Source organism: Stenotrophomonas sp. FW305-3-2-15-E-LB1, from assembly GCF_058787375.1.
This window is the reverse complement of the sequence record NZ_JBYSZR010000010.1, coordinates 116,068-134,379: the sequence shown is the minus strand read 5'-3', so window position 1 is coordinate 134,379 and position 18,312 is coordinate 116,068. Positions and strand designations below refer to the sequence as shown.

General features: G+C 65.9%; 14 protein-coding genes. 6 read left to right on the top strand and 8 right to left on the bottom strand.

Going from position 1 to position 18,312, the window contains the following annotated elements; translation table 11 throughout:
* Positions 1-6 precede the first annotated feature (6 nt).
* The 3 genes from AC3WL7_RS09970 to sucC form a co-directional block, all read right to left on the bottom strand.
* Positions 7-1,920 (bottom strand): acyltransferase family protein, encoded by a 1,914-nt coding sequence (locus AC3WL7_RS09970; protein WP_492750162.1) that lies wholly within the window; start codon positions 1,918-1,920, stop codon positions 7-9.
* Positions 1,921-1,989: 69 nt separating this feature from the next.
* Positions 1,990-2,865: a succinate--CoA ligase subunit alpha gene (gene sucD / locus AC3WL7_RS09965; protein ID WP_108760494.1), complete on the bottom strand. Its 876-nt coding sequence runs from the start codon at positions 2,863-2,865 to the stop codon at positions 1,990-1,992.
* 21 nt (positions 2,866-2,886) lie between these two features.
* Positions 2,887-4,056: an ADP-forming succinate--CoA ligase subunit beta gene (sucC, locus tag AC3WL7_RS09960; protein WP_079222939.1), complete on the bottom strand. Its 1,170-nt coding sequence runs from the start codon at positions 4,054-4,056 to the stop codon at positions 2,887-2,889.
* 402 nt (positions 4,057-4,458) lie between these two features.
* Here sucC and AC3WL7_RS09955 point away from each other — a divergent pair, with 402 nt between their 5' ends.
* The gene (locus AC3WL7_RS09955; protein ID WP_492750161.1) at positions 4,459-6,072 is read left to right on the top strand and encodes a sensor histidine kinase; all 1,614 of its coding nucleotides are present in this window, start codon (positions 4,459-4,461) and stop codon (positions 6,070-6,072) included.
* A 55-nt stretch (positions 6,073-6,127) separates the two neighbouring features.
* Positions 6,128-7,501 carry a sigma-54-dependent transcriptional regulator gene (locus AC3WL7_RS09950; protein WP_492750160.1) on the top strand — a complete coding sequence of 458 codons (1,374 nt, stop codon included), beginning with the start codon at positions 6,128-6,130 and terminating at the stop codon, positions 7,499-7,501.
* A 123-nt stretch (positions 7,502-7,624) separates the two neighbouring features.
* Here the strand turns inward: AC3WL7_RS09950 and pilB are convergent, their stop codons facing one another.
* Positions 7,625-9,355, bottom strand: a complete 1,731-nt coding sequence (pilB, locus tag AC3WL7_RS09945; protein WP_079222942.1) for a type IV-A pilus assembly ATPase PilB — start codon at positions 9,353-9,355, stop codon at positions 7,625-7,627.
* Between the two features lie 274 nt (positions 9,356-9,629).
* On the opposite strand from pilB, the gene AC3WL7_RS09940 reads away from it, so the two are divergent.
* From AC3WL7_RS09940 to AC3WL7_RS09930, 3 genes are read left to right on the top strand one after another with little or no spacing between them, the layout of a single operon-like run.
* Positions 9,630-10,502 (top strand): glycosyltransferase family 2 protein, encoded by an 873-nt coding sequence (locus tag AC3WL7_RS09940; protein WP_492750159.1) that lies wholly within the window; start codon positions 9,630-9,632, stop codon positions 10,500-10,502.
* Positions 10,503-10,546: 44 nt separating this feature from the next.
* Positions 10,547-11,728 (top strand): glycosyltransferase, encoded by a 1,182-nt coding sequence (locus AC3WL7_RS09935; protein ID WP_492750158.1) that lies wholly within the window; start codon positions 10,547-10,549, stop codon positions 11,726-11,728.
* Between the two features lie 43 nt (positions 11,729-11,771).
* The gene (locus AC3WL7_RS09930; RefSeq protein WP_492750174.1) at positions 11,772-12,968 is read left to right on the top strand and encodes a lipopolysaccharide biosynthesis protein; all 1,197 of its coding nucleotides are present in this window, start codon (positions 11,772-11,774) and stop codon (positions 12,966-12,968) included.
* Here the strand turns inward: AC3WL7_RS09930 and AC3WL7_RS09925 are convergent.
* Positions 12,931-14,046 carry a glycosyltransferase gene (locus AC3WL7_RS09925; protein WP_492750157.1) on the bottom strand — a complete coding sequence of 372 codons (1,116 nt, stop codon included), beginning with the start codon at positions 14,044-14,046 and terminating at the stop codon, positions 12,931-12,933. The two genes, AC3WL7_RS09930 and AC3WL7_RS09925, sit on opposite strands and share 38 nt — an antisense overlap.
* Positions 14,047-14,195: 149 nt before the next feature.
* Here AC3WL7_RS09925 and AC3WL7_RS09920 point away from each other — a divergent pair, with 149 nt between their 5' ends.
* A complete protein-coding gene (locus AC3WL7_RS09920; RefSeq protein ID WP_492750156.1) occupies positions 14,196-15,311 on the top strand; it encodes a glycosyltransferase in 1,116 nt (371 codons plus the stop codon).
* Here the strand turns inward: AC3WL7_RS09920 and AC3WL7_RS09915 are convergent.
* The 3 genes from AC3WL7_RS09915 to AC3WL7_RS09905 all read right to left on the bottom strand — a co-directional run bounded on the left by AC3WL7_RS09915 (position 15,297) and on the right by AC3WL7_RS09905 (position 18,156).
* Positions 15,297-15,713 carry a pilin gene (locus AC3WL7_RS09915; RefSeq protein WP_079222949.1) on the bottom strand — a complete coding sequence of 139 codons (417 nt, stop codon included), beginning with the start codon at positions 15,711-15,713 and terminating at the stop codon, positions 15,297-15,299. The two genes, AC3WL7_RS09920 and AC3WL7_RS09915, sit on opposite strands and share 15 nt — an antisense overlap.
* Positions 15,714-15,715: 2 nt before the next feature.
* Entirely contained in the window at positions 15,716-17,644 is a 1,929-nt protein-coding gene (locus AC3WL7_RS09910; protein WP_492750155.1) for a tetratricopeptide repeat protein, read from the bottom strand.
* A 77-nt stretch (positions 17,645-17,721) separates the two neighbouring features.
* Positions 17,722-18,156, bottom strand: a complete 435-nt coding sequence (locus tag AC3WL7_RS09905) for a pilin (protein WP_295517164.1) — start codon at positions 18,154-18,156, stop codon at positions 17,722-17,724.
* Positions 18,157-18,312: the final 156 nt, after the last annotated feature.

Sequence of the window (18,312 nt, the reverse complement as noted above, 5' to 3'; positions counted from 1 at the left end):
ACGGTCCTATTTCCCGGCAGGATGCCCTGTCGCCGCATCCAGGGCATGGCCCAGCGCTGGCGCCAGCGAAAGTACATAGGCGGCGTTGAGATGCTGGCCATCCCGGTAGTGCATCACCCCGCCCTGCTCCGCGCGGCACAAGCCATCGGGGCAGACCAGATCGGCAACCTCGATCAAGCGGGCGTTGGGCTGCGTTGCCACCGCCGCGCCGATCCTCGACGTCACTTCGTCCGGGCGGACATCAGCCAGCGCCGCGCTGCAGGAGTCGTCGGCCGGCGTCCCCGCCGTGTTCATCGAAAAGACCGACTGGATGCATTGCGAAGCATTGAATGGCAGCAACGGGGTCGGCGCCAGCACCAGCACCTGGTCTGCCGTGGGCGCCACTCGCGCAAGCAGGCGGCTGCCGCCCTGTTCCCATTCCTGCGGCGAGAAGCCATACGCCGCGGACGAGCCCAACAGCAGGAGATCGGCGGGGTGTGCGTGCAGGTACTCCACCAGACCGTCGCGCCACTGCTCGCACTCCACATAGCGCCGCTTGATGGGCGCGTAGACGAAGGACTGATCGACCATCGGGCAGGATGATTTGGTGATGACCGTCAGGTCCCAGCCGCGCGCGACGGCAATCGCGGACAGGGCCGTGGACCACTGCGCCGCGACGCTGTCGCCGGCCAGGATGACCCGTGGCCGGCCGGGTTCCGCCTGGCTGACGAGCCTGCAGGGCACCACGCGCGAAGCGGAGTAGAACTCATCACAGGAGGGATCGGAATACAGTGCCGGAAGAGCCACGGTACGCAACGCCGGAGGTTGCTGCGCGCTGAGCTCGATCTTCGCGATCTGCCACGAGCTCCAATGGGCGGTACCGGCAAAGACCGCAGCAGTCGCAAGAAATACGGCAACCCAAGCCCGCCCATCACCAATGGGTCGGCGCAGTACCGGCGTTTCGATGAATCGCCAGCTCAACCAGGCCAGGGGAATGCTGGCAATCGCGGCGCCCGCGCGAATTGCCGGCGATGTGCCCAGGCACGCAACGGCCAGCGTAATCGCCGGCCAATGCCAGAGGTACAGGCTGTAGGAAATGCGACCGAACCAGCGCAGCGGCCGTGCCTGCAGCAGCACGTCCCTGCCCCCGAGCAGCAGCAACGACGCGCCCAGCGTCGGCAGCAGGGCCCAGGCCCCCGGGTAGCTGATCCACTCAGGCACGAAGAAGACGGCCGATACCGCCAGCAGGGCCGCGCCAAGCACGTGGAAGAGGACCGTGAAACGCGCCACTCCATCCCGTGCACCAAAGGTCAGCTGTACGGCTGCGCCGGCAGCCAATTGCCACAGGCGGAAAGGCATCTGGTAATAGGCAGACACCGACGCGTACTCAGCGGCAACCACTGCTGCGGCAAAACCGGCGAGGACAAGCAGCCAGCAGCCCACGACCAGCGCGTTCCTGCCCCGCCAGCGCCAGAGCAGCAGCACCACGGCAGGCCAGATCAGATAGAACTGTTCTTCTACTCCCAGTGACCAGGTGTGCAGCAGCAGGCTGGTATCGGCCCCCTCACTGAAGTAGCCGAACGATGCATTGGAGAAGAAGACGTTGGAGGCCCACAAGGCAGCCCAGCCAAGACTGTCCAGCTGCAGCTGCCAGGCGGACATCGGCAGCAGGTGCACCGTGCATGCCGCGACCACCAGCAGCAGGACCGCCAACGGCGCCAGCAGGCGGCGCGCGCGTCGTGCGTAGAAGGCCATCAGGCTGATATCGCCGGTGTCCGCCCGCTCCTGCGCCAGGCGCCCGGTGATGAGATAGCCGGAAATGACGAAGAAGACATCGACGCCGATGTACCCGCCTGCGAACCCCGGAACGCCCGCGTGTGCCAGCACCACCAGCAGCACGGCGACGCCGCGCAGACCCTCGATTTCCTTTCGAAATTCCACGCAGTTGCTCCGGTCCAAAAAGAAGGCCCGCACGGATGCGGGCCTTCAATCAACACATGGGCGGGTCGCTTATTTGACCAGCTTGGCGATGGCAGCGCCCAGGTCGCCCGGCGAGCGGACGGTGACAACACCGGCAGCTTCCATGGCGGCGAACTTGCCTTCTGCAGTGCCCTTGCCGCCCGAGGCGATCGCACCGGCGTGGCCCATGCGCTTGCCGGCCGGAGCCGACGCACCGGCGATGAAACCGACGACCGGCTTCTTCACGTGGTTCTTGATGTACTCGGCACCGGCTTCTTCAGCGTCGCCGCCGATTTCGCCGACCATGATGATGCCTTCGGTCTGCGGGTCTTCGTTGAACAGCTTCAGGCAGTCGACGAAGTTCAGGCCGTTGATCGGGTCACCACCGATGCCGATGCAGGTGGACTGGCCCAGGCCGACTTCGGTGGTCTGCTTGACCGCTTCATAGGTCAGGGTGCCCGAACGCGACACGATGCCGATCTTGCCCGGCTTGTGGATGTGGCCCGGCATGATGCCGATCTTGCACTCACCCGGGGTGATGACGCCCGGGCAGTTCGGCCCGATCAGCACGGTGTCCGGGTGGGCACGGGTCAGCACGTTCTTGACGCGCAGCATGTCCAGCACCGGGATGCCTTCGGTGATGCAGACGATGACCGAGATGCCGGCAGCAGCGGCTTCCAGGATCGCATCAGCCGCGTACGGCGGCGGCACGTAGATGACCGAAGCGTTGGCGCCGGTGCTCTGCACGGCGTCGGCAACGGTGTTGAAGACCGGCAGGTCGATATGGGTGGTGCCACCCTTGCCCGGGGTCACGCCGCCGACGACCTGGGTGCCGTACTCGATCATCTGAGTGGCGTGGAAGGTGCCCTGCTGGCCGGTGAAGCCCTGCACGATCACCTTGGTGTTCTTGTTGATCAAAACAGACATTGGAATTCCTTGGTGTCGGTATCAGGCGGCGTTCTTGACAGCTTCAACGATCTTCTTGGCGCCATCGTTGATGTTGTCAGCCGGGATGATGGCCATGCCGCTGTCACGCAGCAGCTGCTTGCCTTCTTCCACGTTGGTGCCTTCCAGGCGCACCACGACCGGAACCTTGACGCCCACTTCCTTCACGGCGGCAATGATGCCTTCGGCAATCATGTCGCAGCGGACGATGCCGCCGAAGATGTTGACGAAGATGCCTTCGACCTTGTCCGAGGACAGGATCAGCTTGAAGGCTTCGATGACGCGCTGCTTGTTCGCACCGCCGCCCACGTCCAGGAAGTTCGCCGGCTCGCCGCCGTTGAGCTTGATGACGTCCATAGTGGCCATGGCCAGGCCGGCGCCGTTCACCATGCAGCCGATGTTGCCGTCCATGGTGACGTAGTTGATGTCCAGCTCCGAAGCGATCACTTCGGTCGGATCTTCCTGGGTCTTGTCGCGCATGGCGACCAGGGCCTTCTGGCGGAAGGCGGCGTTGTCGTCGCTGTCGAACTTGCCGTCCAGCGCGTACAGGTTGCCGTCGTCCAGGATGGCCAGCGGGTTGATTTCAACCAGGGCCAGGTCCTTTTCGTTGAACAGGCGGTACAGGTTCACCATGATGCTGGCGAACTGGCCGGCCTGCTTGGCGGTCAGGCCCAGCTTGAAGCCGAAATCACGGCCGTGGTAACCCTGCACGCCTTCGACGAAGTCGACGTTCAGCGAGTGGATCAGCTCCGGGGTTTCAGCAGCGACCTGCTCGATCTCCACGCCGCCTTCCGAAGAAGCGATGTAGGTGATGGTCTTGGTGCCACGGTCAACCAGCACCGACAGGTACAGTTCCTTGACGATCTCGCCGGCGGTGGTCACCAGCACCAGGTTGACCGGCAGTTCGACGCCTGCGGTCTGGTAGGTGGCCATCTTGGTGCCGAGCATCTTGGCCGCAGCGGCCTTCACGTCGTCAGTGGTCTTGCAGAACTTGACGCCGCCAGCCTTGCCGCGGCCGCCAGCGTGGATCTGCGCCTTGACCATCCAGGGGCCCTGGCCCAGGGAGTTGGCAGCTTCGACTGCTTCGTCCGGGGTCGCCGCGACCTTGCCGGCCGGGACCGGGATGCCGTACTCGGCAAGCAGCTGTTTTGACTGGTATTCGTGGAAATTCATGCGTCACCGTGGGAATAGGAACGACCGCACGCAATTCCTCAGGGCCCCCGGCGGGGCGCCGGCATGGACCGCGGCGGGCCCACTATTGTGGCCGAGCCAGCGCCGGGGCGCAAAGAACCCGGGACGAACGGCCAGACCCGGCCAGATTTCCACGTTCATTCAGGCAGTTGCGCCGCCCCGGGGGCGGCCCGCCCGGGCCCGGTGTGGGCCGATTGCGCAGGAAACCGCTTCCACCGGCATATACTGCGGCTGTGGTGCCGAGCCCGCTCGGCGCATATGCAAGGCAGTCGAGCAAGCTCGACTCTACCCCACCGCGGGTCCGACGATCGGGGGAACGTCGGGTACGCTGCAGCACCAACGCCGTCACATCCAGATCCAGGCAGCCAGAAGGGGAGTTCCGGCGTGTCACCCAGCGCTTCATTGATCGACCGCATCGAATCGATTCCCCGGCGCGAGCTGTACTTCTTCGCGCTGTACCGCGTGCTGATCGCTTCGGTCATCGCCGCGCTGCTGTACAGCCCGCTGTCCATGCTCGTCGGCGAAGCGCACCACCCGCGCCTGGCCTACCTGGTCGGGGCCACCTACCTGGTCCTGTCCCTGCTGCTCCTGCTGGTCGGCCGCAGCGAGCGTTGGCTGCTGCCGATCGTGGTCACCGGCGTGCTGCTGGACATCGTCGCGGCCAGCCTGCTGGCCCACGCCCTGCCCGGTGCCAGCGCCGGCATCTCCATGTCGCTGCTGTTCAACATCGCCGCGGCGGCCACCCTGCTGCCCCTCAGCTGGGGCCTGGTGCTGGCCCTGGCCGCCAGCGCCGCCACCGCCGCCGAGTACCTGTGGAAGGTGGTGGAGGGCGGCGACCCCACCCGTACCCTGGCCGAGCTGGCCATGTTCGCCACCAGCTACCTGGCCCTGGCCTTCATCAGTTACCAGGTGGGCAGCCGCGCCCGCCGCAACCAGCAGCTGGCCAACCAGCGCGGCGATGAAGTGGCCAACCTGTTCCAGATCAACGAGCTGATCATCCGCCGCATGCGCACCGGGGTGATCGTCGTCGATGGCGACAACCGCATCACGCTGGCCAACGAGGCCGCCTCCCTGCTGCTGGGTGACAACGACGGCGTGGGCGAGACCGGCCAGCTGGACCTGGCCAGCATCGCGCCCGAACTGGCCCGGCGCCTGAACCGCTGGCGCAACGGCTGGACCCAGGACGAACTGCCGCTGCAGCTCAACCCCGACCAGCCCGAAGTGCAGCCGCGCTTTGCCCGCCTGCTGGCCGGCAGCGAGCTGGCCCTGGTCTTCCTGGACGACTCCAGCGTGGTCTCGCGCCGCGCCGAATCGCTCACCCTCTCGGCGATGGGCCGTTTCTCGGCCAGCCTGGCGCACGAGATCCGCAACCCGCTGGCGGCCATCAACTACGCCGTGCAGCTGCTGGAGGAAGGCACCGGTTTCAATGAAAGCGACCGCCGGTTGCTGCAGATCATCCACCAGCAGTGCCAGCGCACCAACGGCATCGTGGAAAGCGTGCTGGGCCTGGCCCGGCGCGAGCGCGCCACCCCCGAGAACGTCGACCTGGCCGCCTTCGTGCGCCGCTTCGTGCTGGAGTACAAGCAGGGCCAGACCCTGGAAACGGACAGCATCGAGCCGATCATCAACGACACCTCGGTCCCGGCCCTGGTCGATACCCGCCACCTGTACCAGGTGCTGACCGTGCTGGTGCACAACGCGCTGAAGTACGGCCGCGTGGGCGAGCAGCCGGCGCGCGTGCGCCTGCGCGTGGCCCAGCACGAGCGCAGCGCGGTGATCGATGTGATGGACCGTGGTCCCGGCATTCCCGAGGCCGTGGCCGCGCAGCTGTTCCGCCCGTTCTTCACCACCTCCGAACACGGCACCGGCCTGGGCCTGTACATCGCCCGCGAGCTGTGCCGCGCCAACCAGGCACGGCTGGACTACATCCCCGTGCCGGCGGGTGGTTCCTGTTTCCGCCTGGTCCTGCCCGGCCCGCATGCATTGATTCCGCAGTGATCCGCCGCGTCAAACATTTGTCGCTTCCAGCCCCCGTCGTTTATCTTCTCCGCCCATGAACGAAACCCGCAGCGCCCTCGTCGTCGACGATGAACGCGACATCCGCGAACTGCTGGTGCTGACCCTTGGCCGCATGGGCCTGCGCATCAGCACCGCCGCCAACCTCGCCGAAGCCCGCGAACTGCTGGCCAGCAACCCTTACGACCTGTGCATCACCGACATGCGGCTGCCCGACGGCAACGGCATCGAACTGGTGAGCGAGATCGCCCACCACTACCCACGTACGCCGGTGGCGATGATCACCGCCTTCGGCAGCATGGACCTGGCCGTGGAAGCGCTGAAAGCCGGCGCCTTCGACTTCGTCAGCAAGCCGGTGGACATCAGCGTCCTGCGGGGCCTGGTCAAGCACGCCCTGGAACTCAACAACAGCGAGCGGCCGGTCGCCGCGGCGGCCACCGAACAGGCCGCGCGCCTGCTCGGCAGTTCGCCGGCGATGGACGTGCTGCGCACCACCATCAGCAAGGTTGCCCGCAGCCAGGCGCCGGTCTACATCCTGGGCGAATCCGGGGTGGGCAAGGAGCTGGTCGCGCGCACCATCCATGCGCAGGGCGCACGCGCCTCGGGCCCTTTCATTCCGGTCAACTGCGGCGCCATCCCCACCGAGCTGATGGAAAGCGAGTTCTTCGGCCACCGCAAGGGCAGCTTCACCGGCGCACACGCCGACAAGCCCGGCCTGTTCCAGGCGGCACACGGCGGCACCCTGTTCCTGGATGAAGTGGCCGAGCTGCCCCTGCAGATGCAGGTCAAGCTGCTGCGCGCCATCCAGGAAAAATCGGTGCGTGCACTGGGTGCGGCCAACGAGGAACCGGTGGACGTGCGCATTCTTTCGGCCACCCACAAGGACCTGGCCGAACTGGTCGAGGACGGGCGCTTCCGCCATGACCTCTACTACCGCATCAACGTCATCGAACTGAAGGTGCCGCCGCTGCGCGAGCGCCGGCAGGACCTGCCGGACCTGGCCGGTTCGATCCTGGCCCGGCTGGCCCGCAGCCATGGCCGTGCCACTCCGCTGCTGGCGCCCTCGGCGCTGGACGCCTTGTCCCACTACGGCTTCCCGGGCAACGTGCGCGAACTGGAGAACATCCTCGAGCGCGCCCTGGCCCTGGCCGAGGAAGACCGTATCGGTGCCGATGACCTGCGCCTGCCGCAGCACGCCCCGCGCGCCGCCGGAGGCCCTGCCGCGCCCGAGGCCGTGGTCGACCTGCAGCCTGGCAGTGCCGCCCTGCCCTCCTACATCGAGCAGCTCGAGCGCAGCGCCATCCAGCGTGCGCTGGAAGAGAACCGCTGGAACAAGACGCGCACCGCCGCGCAGCTGGGCATCACCTTCCGGGCGCTGCGCTACAAGCTGAAGAAGCTGGGGATGGAGTAAGGGCGGGCCATCCCCTGGTAGTGCCGGCCGCTGGCCGGCAACTTCACGCATCGCGCCATCCACGCATGGCGTGGATCTACCGTAGAGCCGAGCCCACGCTCGGCTGCTTCGGCTACAACCGCATCAATCCTTGGTGACGCGGTTGATCTCGGCCAGGCTGGTCACGCCCGCTGCGGCCTTCTTCAGCGCGGACTGGCGCAGGTCGTTCACCTTGATCGCCTGCGCTGCCTCTGCGATCTGCAAGGCATTGCCACCGGCCAGGATGATCGTCGAGATCTCGTCGGTCATCGGCATCACCTGGTAGATACCGGTACGGCCCTTGTAGCCCTCGGTGCACTCATCGCAGCCCACCGCTTCGTACAGCTCGATGCCCGCATCCAGCTGCTCCTGGGTGAAGCCCTCGGCCAGCAGCGCGTGCGCCGGCAGGGTGGACGGACGCTTGCAGTTGCTGCACAGGCGGCGCGCCAGGCGCTGGGCGATCACCAGGGTGACCGAGCTGGTGATGTTGTACGGCGCGATGCCCATGTTCATCAGGCGCGCGATGGTCTGCGGCGCGTCGTTGGTATGCAGGGTGGACAGCACCATGTGGCCGGTCTGCGCGGCCTTGATCGCGATCTCGGCCGTTTCCAGGTCGCGGATTTCGCCGACCATGATGATGTCCGGATCCTGTCGCAGGAACGAGCGCAGCGCGGCGGCAAAGGTCATGCCGCGCTTGTTGTTCTGCTGCACCTGGTTGACGCCGGGCAGGCGGATTTCCACCGGATCTTCGGCGGTGGAGATGTTGCGGGTCTCGTCGTTGAGGATGCCCAGCGCGGTATACAGCGACACCGTCTTGCCCGAACCGGTCGGGCCGGTCACCAGGACCATGCCGTAGGGCTTGTGGATGGCCTCCAGGAACAGCTTCTGCTGCTCCGGCTCGTAACCAAGCTTGTCGATGCCCAGCTTGGCCGCGCTGCCATCCAGGATACGCAGCACCACCTTTTCGCCGAACAGGGTCGGCAGCGTGCTGACGCGGAAGTCGATCTGCTTGGTCTTGGACAGGTTCAGCTTGATGCGTCCGTCCTGCGGCACGCGCTTCTCGGCGATGTCCAGCTGCGCCATCACCTTCAGGCGCGCGGCGATGCGCTGGTTCAACTTCACCGGCGCGCGCGCGACCATCTTCAGCAGGCCATCGATGCGCAGGCGCACGCGGTAGTCGTCTTCGTAGGGTTCGAAGTGGATGTCCGAAGCGCCCTTGCGGATCGCGTCGACCAGCACCTTGTTGACGAACTTGACCACCGGGGTGTCGTCACCCTTGGCGTCGATGCCACTGTCGCTGCTGCCAGCGAGATCCTCGTCGCCACCGCTGACGTCGAGGTTGGCCATGCCCTCGTCATCGCCACCGAGCGCGTCGGACATGGTGTCATGCTTGGCCTGCCACTGCTCCAGCGTGCGGCGGATCTGGTCCTCGTCGATGAGGATCGGCTCCACCACCAGGTTGGTGTGGAACTTGATCTCATCCAGCGAATGGGTCGGGTTGCTGGTGCCGACGAACAGGCGGCCACCGCGTTTGAACAGCGGCAGCACGTTGTGCTTGCGCAGCAGCTCCTCGCTGACCAGCGCAATGGCGTTCTGGCTGCTGTCGAACGTGGACACATCGAAGAGCGGCATGCCGAATTCGACCGAATTGGCGGCGGCCAGCTGCGCGGCGCCCACGACCTTGTTCTGCGCGAACCAGGTCGGGAGGGGCAGGCGTGCGGCGGTAGCCTTGGCCATCGCATCGCGGGCAGCAGCTTCATCCAGCGCGCCATCCTGGACCAGGCGGCGCGCCAGGCCGGTGATGCCGACGAGATTGGCGGTGGTTACGGCGTTCATTGAAATCCTTGGCTCGTGGGGCGGGCAATGCCGTGGCTCGTTCACGAGGCCACGTCACGGGGTCCCAGGACATGCCACGGCCACTGACCGCCCTCCTGCGTCCAGCCTGGCAGGCACAATCCTGACTCCCCGGGTGATGATAGCTCTCCCGGTGCCCGGCCAACACAGCAGCGGTGAACATCCCCCATTCCGGGCCTGCGGACTGGAACGGCCAGCACCCCATTCAGGCATCGCGGCGGAGTAACATTACGGCGGGGAAAAACGGGGAAACACCTTGAACCAGCTCAGTATCATCCTGCCGGCAAAGAACGAAGCGGAGGGGCTCCAGCGCACGCTTCCGGCACTTCGCCAGCACTACCCTCACGCGGAGATCATCGTCGTTGATGATGGCTCCACCGACGCCACCGCGGCCATCGCCCGCGAACACGGCGTCAAGGTGCTTTCCAGCCCCTACTCGATGGGCAACGGCGCGTCGATCAAGCGCGGTGCGCGCGAGGCCACCGGCGAAATCCTGGTGTTCATGGATGCCGACGGGCAGCATCATCCGGCCCACATCCAGGCCCTGCTGGACAAGCTGGCCGAAGGCTATGACATGGTCGTGGGTGCCCGTGACAGCAGCGGCCAGGCAAACGTCCACCGCGGCCTCGCCAACCGGCTCTACAACTGGCTGGCCAGCCACATGACCGGCTTCGAAGTGAAGGACCTGACCTCCGGGTTCCGTGCGGTGCGCGCAGGACGCTTCCGCGAGTTCCTGCACCTGCTGCCGAACGGGTTCAGCTATCCCACCACCAGCACCATGGCCTTCTTCCGCAGCGCATACCCGGTGGCCTACGTGCCGATCCCGGTGGCCAAGCGGGTCGGCAACGGCAGCCACATCCGTCCCATCAAGGACGGCATCCGCTTCCTCCTGATCATCTTCAAGATCGCCACCCTGTACTCGCCGCTGAAGCTGTTCGCGCCGGTGGCAGTGGCGTTCTTCCTGGTGGGCCTGGGCTACTACGGCTATACCTTCGCGACCATGCACCGCTTCACCAACATGAGCACGCTGCTGTTCAGTGCATCGGTGATCATCTTCCTGATAGGGCTGGTTTCCGAGCAGATCACCGGCCTGACCTACCTGGCGTCGCGGAAGGATTCACAACCGTGACATCGGAGGGCGGGGCCACCGCAGCCCTTCCGAAGCTGCTGGTCGTGGCCTCCACCTATCCGCGCTGGCGCGGTGACCCGGAACCAGGGTTCGTGCATGCGCTGAGCCGGCACCTGACCGACCACTTCCAGGTCACGGTGCTTTGTCCGCATGCGCCCGGCGCAGCTCCGCAGGAGGATCTCGACGGTGTCAGGGTCATCCGCTACCGCTACGCACCCATAGCACTCGAGCAGCTGGTCAACGGGGGCGGCATCGTCTCCAACCTGCGCCAGCGCCCATGGACGCTGGCCCTGGTGCCCACCTTCCTGCTGGGCCAATGGTGGGCCATGCGGCGTGAACTGCAGCGGCATGGCCACCACGCGCTGCACGTCCATTGGATCGTACCGCAGGGTCTGGCCAGCGCCTTCCTGCCCGAACGCCTCCGCCCCCCGATGCTGGTCACCTCCCATGGTGGCGACCTGTTCTCGCTGCGTGGCCGCATGTTCCATGCAATCAAGCGCTTCGTGCTGTTGCGTGCACAGGCAGCCACCGTTGTCAGCGAAGCGATGGTCGCCCCGATGCGAGCCTTGGCCCCGCACCTCCCTCTGTCGGTCTCGCCGATGGGCGTGGACCTGCAGCGCCACTTCGTGCCCTCTTCAGCAGCACGGGCGCGCAATGAACTGCTGTTCGTCGGCCGCCTGGTCGAGAAGAAGGGCCTGGTCCACCTGCTCGACGCATTGCCGGCGGTGCTCGCACACCACCCCGATACGACGCTCACCGTCATCGGCCATGGCCCGGAGCGCGACGCGCGGCAGGCCCAGGTGGAAGCCCTGGGGCTGCAGGCGCACGTGCGGTTCCTGGGTGCCCTCCCGCAGGAATCCCTGCCGGCGCACTACCAGCGGGCCACCGCACTCGTCGCCCCCTTCGTGCAGGCCCGCAATGGCGACCAGGAGGGGTTGGGCCTGGTCACCGTCGAAGCACTTGGCTGTGGATGCCCCGTGGTGACCACCGACGTGCCGGCGGTGCAGGATGCATTCCCGGCCGGACCACCACGCTACCTGGCCCCACAGCGCGATGCCGCAGCGCTTGCCAGCGTACTGGTGGCGCTGCTCGACGCACCGGAGGCGGCCGAAGCATGGGCGCACTCGCAGCGCCCCGCGCTGCTGGCCCGTTTCGACCACGCCCAGGTCGCAGCGAACTATGCGCGCCAGCTGCAGGCAATCATGGAGATGCCGGGTGCCCGTTAGACTGCCGCGCCTCGGTGGCCTGGCCCGGACGTCCCTCCTGGTGATGTTCTGGCAGGGCATCCGCATGCTGTGCCTGGCGGCCTGGATCATCGTGGGTGCGCGCGTTTTGGGTGCGGACAACTACGGCCTCTTCTCCGGCACGGTGGGCACCGCATCGGCGCTGGCGGGGTTGGTGGGCCTGGGCGGCGGAATGCTGATGTACCAGTACGCCGCTGCAGACCGCTCGCGCTTCGCCCGCTATTGGAAGCAGTGCCTGCTGCTCTGCGTGATCAGCGCGGGTCCGCTTTCGCTGGTTTTCTATCTCCTCAGTGCGGGGCTGCTGTCATGGCCCGCGCTCTGCCTGATCGCATTGTCGGAAATCGTCGCATTCCCGTTCGTGACCAACGCGGCGTTCGCCCTCTCGGCCAATGACCGGATGGGATGGTCGGCCGCCCTGCCCGCGCTGAATGCCTTGCTGCGGCTGGCCGCGATCTGCATCTTCAGCGCCCTGCCCGCATCGCCCGACCTGACTGCGTATCTCGCGCTGCATCTGGCCGCGTCCGCCTGTAGTGCGCTCCTCGCGCTGCTGGCGGTGCGCTGCCTGCTGAGGCCGGGGCCGGCAAAGGCACGGATCAGCCGGAGCGACCTGATGCACGGCAGCGGCCACGCGGTCGCGTGGAGTTCGTCAGTGGGTGTCACCACCCTGGACAAGTCCTTCGTGCTGCATGCAGGAGGCAGCGCGATTGCCGGCCAGTACTCGGCCGCGTACCGCATCGCGGCAGTGTTCGCGATGCCGCTCGACGCCATGATCATGTCCGCCATGCCGCGCCTGTTCCGGGCGCAACGGGACAACACCCAGCACCGGCGCCTCGTCGCCTCGATGATCCTGGCCGCACTGGGCTATGGCATCGCCGCCAGCGCGGTGCTGGGCTACGGCGCCCACATGCTTCCGCATCTGCTGGGCAGCGATTTCACCGCGGCCATTCCGGGCCTGCAGTGGATGGGCCTGTTCGTGGTCGGCTACAGCGTGCGGCAGATCGGCTGCCACACGCTGCTGGGGCGCGGCTGGAAACTGCGCAAGTTCCTCGTCGAAGCGCTGGGCCTGCTGTTGATGGCGGCGCTCTCGGCATTGTGGATCCCCGCGTACGGCCTGCAGGGTGCCGTGTGGATGATCATCACCGCCGAGGCCGTGATGGCCTGCATCGCCTGGCTGGTCGTGTCCTTCAGTCCCGCGCCGGCAAGCGCGAGCGCGCAGCACTGAACACATCCAGATAGGCCTGGCACGCCGTCTCGATGGAGAAGGCATCGGCGCGCGCGCGCAGCGTCTGCGCAGGCACGTGGCTGTTCCCCTCAACGACATTGCGCAGGGCCTGCGCCAACGCAGCCGCATCCCCTACGGGCACCAGCTGTCCATACCGCCCCTCCCCCAGCACTTCGGCAGGGCCATGCGGGCAATCGGTGGCCACGACCTGGATGCCACAGTGCATGGCCTCGACCAGGACATTGCCAAAGCCTTCGTAGTCCGAACACAGCACCAGCGCCGTGCTGCGCACCATCCACGGCAGCACGTCCTCCACGCGGCCGGGCAGTGCGACATCGTCCTGCAGCGCGCTTGCTGCCACCCACCCGGCAAGACGGCCTCCCTCCTCCCCCTGCCCCAGCACCAGCAGGCGCGCCCGGTGGGTCTGCCGCAAAAGGACGAACGCCTCCCACAACAGGTCCAGGCGCTTTTCCGGCGAAAGGCGACCGGCATAGATGAACAGTGGGATCCCGTCATCCGGGAAGGGCCATGCCTGGTCCGGCAGGATCGGCGCGCTGCGCGCCTTGCGGGTGATGGGGTTGTGGATGACCCGAACCTGCGCGACCGGAAGGCCAAGCTCCTCTTCCATATCCCTGGCCAGCGCTGCAGAGACCGCAACCATCGCCTGCGCTGCCGGCGTGGCGAAACGCATGAGCCAACCGATGACCTCCCGCTTGCATCGTGCAGAGCCGCGCGCCTTCTTTCGCGGTGCGGACAGCGCAAGATGCTGGGCGATCACCACGGCCGTGCCGGGATAGAACAGCCGTTGCCAGAAGACAATCCAGATGGCGAGATCGTTGGCGGTCGTCACCACGATTGCGGGACGCTCGCGCCTGATCAGCCATGGCAACCGCAGAAGCAGCTGCCAGGCACCGCGCGGCGCAACGAAATCGACTTCCCCCGCATGGCCAGGGCCGCCAAGATCGCGACCGGCGATGACACGGGCAGTCTCACCCCGTTCCCTGAAACCGCGCAGCAGGTTCAGCTGCACGCGCTCCAGGCCGCCCGGCTCCCAGCGGCTGGCCAACAGCCAGATCATGCCGGTTTCCGGGCGCAGCAGGAGGAATCACCAGCCGTTCCCTGCAGGCTGCCAGTCGTCAGTCCCATCGCCTTTCCCCAAGGTGACTTTCCACCTGCAACTGCCCATCATGCGGTACTGCCCGACAGAATAGCCACACAGGTCCCTTCATGCATGTGCTCATGCTCTGCAAGCGCCAGTACACAGGGCGGGACCTGCTCGATGACCAGTACGGCCGCCTGTGGGAGATTCCGGAAGCGCTGGCCCGGCGAGGCCATGCGGTCAGCGGGCTCACGCTGAGTTATCGCCGCAGGAGTACGGGCCTGCATCGTTCTCCCGCCGGTGTGCACTGGCACTCGATCAACGCCGTTTCGATGCGCGTCCTGTACCTGGGTCGGATGATCGACCAGATTCACGCGCAACGGCCGATCGATGTCCTCCTCTCGAGCTCCGACGCCCTGTGCGCAACGCTCGGCGACCGGCTTTCCCGCCGCCTGCATGCCGCACACGTCGTCGACCTCTATGACAACTACGCAGCGTTTGGCCTGACGAAACTTCCTGGCGTACGCGCGGCGTTCGACCATGCATGCCGCCACGCGGCCAGCATCAGCGTGGTGACCACCTCACTGGCAACGGCACTGCGTCCATCCCTCCCGGGCGGCACGCCATTGGAAGTGATCGGCAATGGCGTGCGCACTGACCTGTTCCATCCCATGGAGCAGGCCGCATGCAGGGCGCAGCTGGGCCTGCCCACGAATGCGCGCCTGATCGGCTGCGCAGGCGCGCTGAACCAGAGCAGGGGCATTGAAGACCTGTTCAAGGCATTCCACCTGCTCGCGCATAGCGACCCTGATCTCCATCTCGTCATCGCGGGCCCAAGGGACAACACGCTTGAGCGCTACGCACATCCAAGGATCATCGACCTGGGTACGCTGGACTGGCGAGACGTGCCCGTCCTGATCAATGCGCTGGACGTGTCCATCGTCTGCAATCGCGACTCAACCTTCGGGCGCTTCTGCTATCCGCTCAAGCTGGTCGAATCCATCGCCTGCGGGATCCCCGTCGTGGCTGCGGCCGTGGGCGACACACGCCGCATCGGCGGCGAAACCCTGGCCGCCTACTCCCCCGGGAACTGCGAGGAACTGAAAGCAGCCATCGAGCAGCAACTGTCCATCCCATCGCGGGCGCCCCGCTCACTGACCTGCAGCTGGGAGCAGAGAGCCACGCAGATGGAGCGCCTGCTTCTGCAGGCACTGGGACGCGGCGATCAACTAGCGGCAGGATGACGGAACGTAGCGGCCATCCAGCCCACTGCAGGACCAGTTCACCGCGCCATTCGTATCGTGGGCAGTCAGGACCAGGCTGCGGCCTGCGATTTTTGAGCTGGCCGAAGACGCAAACACGACCGAAATCGAACCGGTATTGTCCACCGTGACCGAGCGCACGTATTTGCCCCGCACGGATGCCGGTGCTGCCATCCCCGCGGCCAGATTGTCCGCCGGGAACTGGCCGTGATCAGAGTAGTAGGTCGCGATCGCTTCTTTGGCGCTCGATGACAGGGAAAGACCTTCTGCGACCTGGCCGCGGGCCACGTAGTCGAGGTACGCCGGCGTCGCGATGGCCGCCAGGATGGCAATGATCGCAACGACGATCATCAGTTCGATCAAGGTAAAGCCGCGCTGCTTCATGTTCAGTCCCCTTTTGCCTTTGTCTGCTGCTGCTCCGCCAGCCAATGCTCCAGGTGCTTGATGTCCGGATCATACGCATGACGACTATTGGCCGCCGTGAGGATCCCCATCCCCTTGCGGCCTTCCTCCAAGCCAAGCAAGTTGGATGCCAACCCCATCCGCAGCAGCCAGAGCTGCGCGCCCGTATCGCCGGGGGAGATGCGGACCGCCTCCCGCAGGAGTTCCATGGCCAGCGGGTAGTCCTTCATTGCGTTGAACGCATAGTTGGCAAACACCAGCCTGATCCGCGACGAGTTGGGATTTGCGACCGTGGCTGCCGTCAGCAGGTCCAGCAGCACCCGCTCATCGACGGGGCGACAGCCCCCTTGCACGCGACAGGCGACCACTGCCTCGAGTGCACCGGACTCCTGCGGCCCCAGCGCCCGCCGGGAGATCTTCCGTTCAAGCGACGCCCACACCTGGGGCGACTGCGTCCGCCCCTGGTACGAGTGGAGGATGATCAATGCCTGCTCAGGCAAAGGAGATCCGCCCGGAAGCGCCGCTGCATGCTCAAACTCCTTCTCCGCCAATCCCCACGCGGGAGACCGCGGGGCATCCGGATTCAAGGCCAGCAGAGTGCGTCCGAGCTCGTAGCCCGCGCGAGGGGAATCCGGATTCCGGTTGGACAGCGTCAGTGCCAAGCGCATCGGGTCAGCCCAGGTCTGGACCTGCACCCATCCCATTCCAGCCACGAAGACCAGCATCACCGACACAACCGTCACTGCGACGCCACGCGTGCATCGTGCCATCAGCGCACGAAGGGGCTGCACCCATGCCAAGGCGATACCGGCAAGCGCCAGGTAGTTGCGGTGCTCGAAGGCCAACTCCAGGGGCACGACATTGCTGGTCAGTGCATGGCTGACAAAGAACCAGGCGATACCCAGCGCGGTCAGCGGCCAGCGCTTGCGTACGGCCCAGCCGAAGCCCGCCAATGCCATCAGCAACAGCATCGGCACCATGAAGGCAGGCGCCAGCCAGGAAGTCGGCACGCCTACGTTGTCATAGTAGAACTTCAGCGACTCCGGCCAAGGCAGGACGATCTGCTGGAGATAATCGAGCAGGACACCTGGCTGCGAGAGAAGCCGGCCCGCCAGGCTGAAATCACGCGCGGAGTACCGCTCCGGCGACATCGCTCCCGGAAGGACGATGGCGAAGAACACAGCGGCTGCCGCCAGAATGCCCACTGCATACAAGGCAATCAGCGTGCGCGCGCGCGTTCCATCCGCGTTGCGGAAGCCGAGGACGAATACCTCCAGCACCAGCGCGTAGGCGGGAATGAGAATCGCGGTTTCCTTGAAGCCCAGCCCCAGAACGGTGCCCAGCACGACACCGCACCACCACAGGACTGCGCTCTTTGAACGCGGCGTGCTGCTGCGTGCGTGGAGGTAGCAGTTCAGTGCGATGAGCACCCCCGTCGCCGCCCCCAGCTCCATGCGCTGCACGACGTAAAGCACGGTGGACGCCTGCAGCGGATGCACCATCCACGCCAGCGCCACGGCGAGCGCGATCAGGCGTACCTTCGCCACCGGAGCGGACAGTACCCGCCGCATCAACGCTGACGCCAAGGCGAACACCAGCAGCGAGTTCAGCAGGTGCACGGCCAGGCCCGTGGCCTTCATGGGCCACGTTGCCAGACCGGTGAAATAGTAGTTGAGACCGAAGCTGAGGAGCGCAAGCGGACGGCCCGCATCACCCGTGATCCCTTCGGTCATGGCGGCCTTGATGGATCCAGCATCCAATGAAACAAGACGCCAGTCCTCATCGTCCACCAGGTTGGGAAAGTCATCGAAGATGAAACCGCCTTTCAGGCCATTCCAATAGACAACCACTCCCACAAGCAACAGCAGCAACGCTCCGAAGCGCAGAATCCGCTGGGCAGGCACACTTTGCATCGGATGGAACTCCCCTTCCAGATAAGAGAAAGGGCCGCAAGCGGCCCTTTCCCAGTACTGCAATGTCCTCTGCGCAATTAGCGGCAGGAAGACGGACGGTACTTGGCGTCGATGGTGCCGGTGCTCTTGCAATCCCAGGTGATCGAGCCGCCGGCATCAGCCGGGGTCATCACGAAGGTCTTGCCAGCGATCTTCGAGCTCGCCGAGGAGGTGCCCTTCATGGTGGCGGTGATCACGCCATTGCCGCTCAGGCCGACGCTGAGGACGTACTTGCCGTTGATCGAAGCAGCCGGAGCGAGGCCAGCCTTGGCATTGGTGTCCGGGAAGGCACCCTTGTCAGCGTAGTACTCGGTGACAGCGGTCTTGGCGCCGCCGCTCAGGGTCATCGCTTCGGAGACCTGCGAGCGAGCGACATAGTCCTGGTAAGCCGGCAGAGCGATGGCGGCCAGGATCGCGATGATCGCGACGACGATCATCAGTTCGATGAGGGTGAAGCCCTTCTGGTTCTTCATTGTGTACATCCCCAAGATTGGTGGTGGTTGAGTTCAGTGCGCCTGAACGGTCCGGCTCCGGGCCGGCTGAGCGGTTCCTGCGCCCCGCGGGTGGATCAACGCAGGTTGCGTGCCAACCCCGGCACGCCCCCCCCTTGGATTTCCCCGGCGCCAATA